3 protein-coding genes and 2 pseudogenes are annotated in these 3,260 nt (G+C 65.3%); 2 read left to right on the forward strand and 3 right to left on the reverse strand.

Going from position 1 to position 3,260, the window contains the following annotated elements; translation table 11 throughout:
* Nucleotides 1-537: 537 nt before the first annotated feature.
* Nucleotides 538-725, forward strand: a pseudogene (locus DD1DGNOD_RS29115) (IS5/IS1182 family transposase); the annotation flags it as partial.
* 27 nt (nt 726-752) lie between these two features.
* Here DD1DGNOD_RS29115 and DD1DGNOD_RS30750 read toward each other — a convergent pair.
* From DD1DGNOD_RS30750 to DD1DGNOD_RS26725, 3 genes and pseudogenes are all read right to left on the reverse strand, one after another.
* Nucleotides 753-830, reverse strand: a pseudogene (locus DD1DGNOD_RS30750) (crotonase/enoyl-CoA hydratase family protein); the annotation flags it as partial.
* A gap of 463 nt (nt 831-1,293) precedes the next feature.
* Nucleotides 1,294-1,611 carry a transposase gene (locus tag DD1DGNOD_RS08960; protein ID WP_165036537.1) on the reverse strand — a complete coding sequence of 106 codons (318 nt, stop codon included), beginning with the start codon at nt 1,609-1,611 and terminating at the stop codon, nt 1,294-1,296.
* Nucleotides 1,562-1,855 (reverse strand): hypothetical protein, encoded by a 294-nt coding sequence (locus tag DD1DGNOD_RS26725; RefSeq protein WP_165036539.1) that lies wholly within the window; start codon nt 1,853-1,855, stop codon nt 1,562-1,564. Before DD1DGNOD_RS26725 ends, DD1DGNOD_RS08960 begins: the two co-directional genes overlap by 50 nt.
* A 439-nt stretch (nt 1,856-2,294) precedes the next feature.
* On the opposite strand from DD1DGNOD_RS26725, the gene DD1DGNOD_RS08970 reads away from it, so the two are divergent.
* On the forward strand, nt 2,295-3,245 hold the full coding sequence (locus DD1DGNOD_RS08970; RefSeq protein ID WP_206443039.1) for an integrase core domain-containing protein: 951 nt from the start codon (nt 2,295-2,297) through the stop codon (nt 3,243-3,245).
* The last annotated feature ends 15 nt before the right edge of the window (nt 3,246-3,260 follow it).

Genomic DNA, 3,260 nt, shown 5'->3' on the forward strand with positions numbered 1-3,260 from the left:
GTCAGCCGCTTGACCAGGTCAAGCCGCGTTCGATTTGAAAGAGCCGCGAAGACCTGGGACAGTTGATCGTTGCCCTTTTCCTGCAAAGTTGTCATTTCCTATCCTCATTTTTAATTAAGTGTTGTTCTATGACAATTATCGCGTACTCTGTTCAGATGGGATGTCTCGACGGGTGGGATGTGTGGATGGTTTGGTGCGCGACAGCGCCGGCGCAAAGTGTGGCCAGGGTGTGCGAGTTGCCGGACATGGCCTGAAGTTTTCGGGCCGCGGAGTGGCTGCTCGGCGGCATTGTTCGTCCAGAGGACAGCGAAATTCCTGGTGAACGGATGCTCGTGTCGCCCACCCCGCCGTGGCCTGCTTGTCGATGTCCATTGGGCTATACTATCAACTAGTTGGTTGATAATTCAAGGGCTGATCTGTCAAACGGTTGAAGATGGGTGCGTTCGATGAGGCAGAACAACGGCGACGCCTTGATGATTGTGCACGACAGACCATCTGTTAAACTAGTTGGATGAGGATGGGTAGCGGTGTCAGGGTGTCGGGGAGCGTACCCATTCGTGGATGAACGGCTATGGTGAGCTGCACCGTTGCACCGACAAGGACAGCGAGATCTCGATTTCTATCTCTACCAGGCCGCTGCCTTCGTTACCGTTCGTGCACTCATCCGGCGGGCTCGAACGCTCTACCGCTGGGCCACCCGGTCCACCGCCCTACGCCTGAAATGACGCCTATTGCCGGTCGCTCTTACGGGATCAGCGTGCCCGCCACACCGGCGCGCGCTTCTCTGCGAACGCGCGGGTGCCTTCCTGGGCGTCCTCGCTGTGGAACACGCCGCGCTTCTCCCGGGCGTTGCGCCTCCAGTCGTCAGGGTGACCCGCAAAGTCATCGGTGCAGGTCAGGGACGGTTTTCGGGCTAAGGCCGTTGGACCGGGCCGAGATGAGGCTGGCGTTGGGTGAGACCTGGCCGATCCGGATTTGGTAACTGTCGTGCGAAGCGAGGTCGCACAGAGTGAGTGGACTCACCGTGTGAGGGATCGGAGGTGTCCGATGGTGTAGTCCCGGGCCGGTGTCCGATGGCCCGTCCCCGCTTCGACGTGCGTCGCCGGTAACGGCGGGGTGCGGAGTTCGGAGTTCAAGCCCAAGGGTTCCCGTTCCATCCGGGGACTACAGGTGAGGGGAAGACTGGTTGAGTGAACGCAAGTGAATCTCCGTTGATGCCTCGTCACGAATACCTCTCGCGATGGGTTGTTTTACGGGCAGGGCTCCGGCGTGATCGCGGTCTGACCGGTTTTGTCAGGGGAAGCCGTGGAGATCGAGTACGGCGGTCGGGGTGGTGTGGTCGCGGCGGCCGGGTGGGATGAACCGGTAGCCAGCCCGACGCAGCCTGTTGATCACGGTGGAGCGTAGGGTCGCGATGTTGGTCGGGATGTTGCCGGTACGCAGGATCGAGGCGTCTTCCCCGAAGCTGACGTCACGGACGTAGTGGACCTTGTTCTCCACGTGCCAGTGGCGGCGGGCGTGGGCGGCGAGGTCGGCGGGGCTGGCAGTCTCGGCAGGATGGTCAGTGATCAGGTAGACGGTTTCGCGGCTGGGTCGGCGGTCTTCCCCCACGCCGCCAGCGGATGATCCGCACAGCCTGGGCGGCGTGGGGGAAGTCGAGGAAGCCGACGGTGGCAACCTTCAACGTGCGGGTCTCGTCGCGTCCGTGCCCGTGATCGCGGGTGACTTCGACGGTCGGGACGTCGACCCAGGGCAGCCGGGCCAGGCGGGTGTGCAGCAGCGGCGTGAAGTCGGCCCGGAGCGCGGTTCCGGTCTTTTCGACCGGACCGTTTCCCCGGGCCGCTTCCCGAACCACGCGGGCATCTTTCGATGCACGTGGCTCTCCAGTGGTGCTACTGCGTGGTTGGTCGCTGATGTCGCGCGTCAGAATTCTTGGCACAGGGGTTTGTTGGCCCTGAGCCCAAGGAGATCGTGAGATGAGTCGGCCCCCGGTGTTCCCCGCCGAGGACAAGATCCGGATCGTGCTGTCGGTACTCGCTGGCGAGATGACGATCGCGGAGGCCGCCCGGCGGAACAAGGTGTCTCCAGACGTCGGTCGGGAAGTGGAAGCAGCAGTTCCTCGAGGCCGGCCGGGCCGGTCTCGCCGCCGGCGGGTCGTCCCGGCCGTCGTCGCGGGAGGAGACTCTCGCCGCCGAGGTCGAGGAGCTCAAGACCGCCCTGGGTGAGGCCCACGTCGAGCTGCGGGTGTGGAAGAAGTCCGCGGAGGGCCGCCTGGCCCCTATGAGGACCTCGAGGTGATCCGCGAAGACGCGGCGATGCCGACCGCGAGGTTCTGCCATCTGATCGGCATCCCGCGCCGGAGGTATGCCCGCTGGCAGGCCAGGTCGAGGGCCGGCGGACCGGCCGGGAAGGGGCCGTGGCCGGCGCCGGTCGTCGACGGCCTCGAGCCGCTGGCGGCGAAGTACGCCGCTGACTGGCCGGCCTGGGGCCACCGGAAGATCCACGCGATGATGGCCGTCGATGGCCACACCGCCTCCGCCTCGTCGGTCGAGCGGGCGTTACGCCGCCGGGACCTGCTCCAACCGGTCGGCTACCAGGGCGAACGTCGGGAGCTGGCGAAGGCACGGCGGGCGGCGTTCACCGAGGCGCCGACCGGCCCGAACATGGTGTGGCAGCTGGACTTCTCCGAATACGAGACCCTCACCGGCGGGGTCTGGCGGCTGGCCGGGGTGTGTGACTACTACTCGAAGGTCGAGTTCGGCTGGCATATCTCCCCGACCTGCACCGGCGCGGACGCCGTCGCCGCCGTCGGGCTGGCCCTGGCCGAAGCCGAACGCCTCGCTGGCGCCCCGCTCGCCGCCGTCCTGGCCGACCCGGCCACCGGCAAGATCCGACCGGTCACGCTGGTCACCGACAACGGGGCCGCGTTCAAGGGCGCGGTGTTCGCCCGGTTCATCGCCTCCCGCCCCGAGCTGCTCCACATCCGTACGCGCCGCAAGAGCCCAGGCCAGAACGGTGTCCGCGAGCGCGCGTTCGGCACGCTCAAGTACGAGCACCTCTACCGGCACGAGATCAGCACCCTGGACGATCTCGTCCGCGAGGCGAACGCCTACCGGACGATTTTCAATCAGATCCGGCCGCACGAAGCACTCGGCTTCCACCGCCCGATCGAGGTCCACCACAATCCCGCCCTCAAACCCCCCACCAAGATCCAGAATACCCAACCTTCAGGTCAAGATTTCTGAGCCAAGATCTTGACG

The organism is Candidatus Protofrankia californiensis (genome assembly GCF_900634765.1).
GTDB classification, from domain to species: Bacteria; Actinomycetota; Actinomycetes; order Frankiales; family Frankiaceae; genus Protofrankia; species Protofrankia californiensis.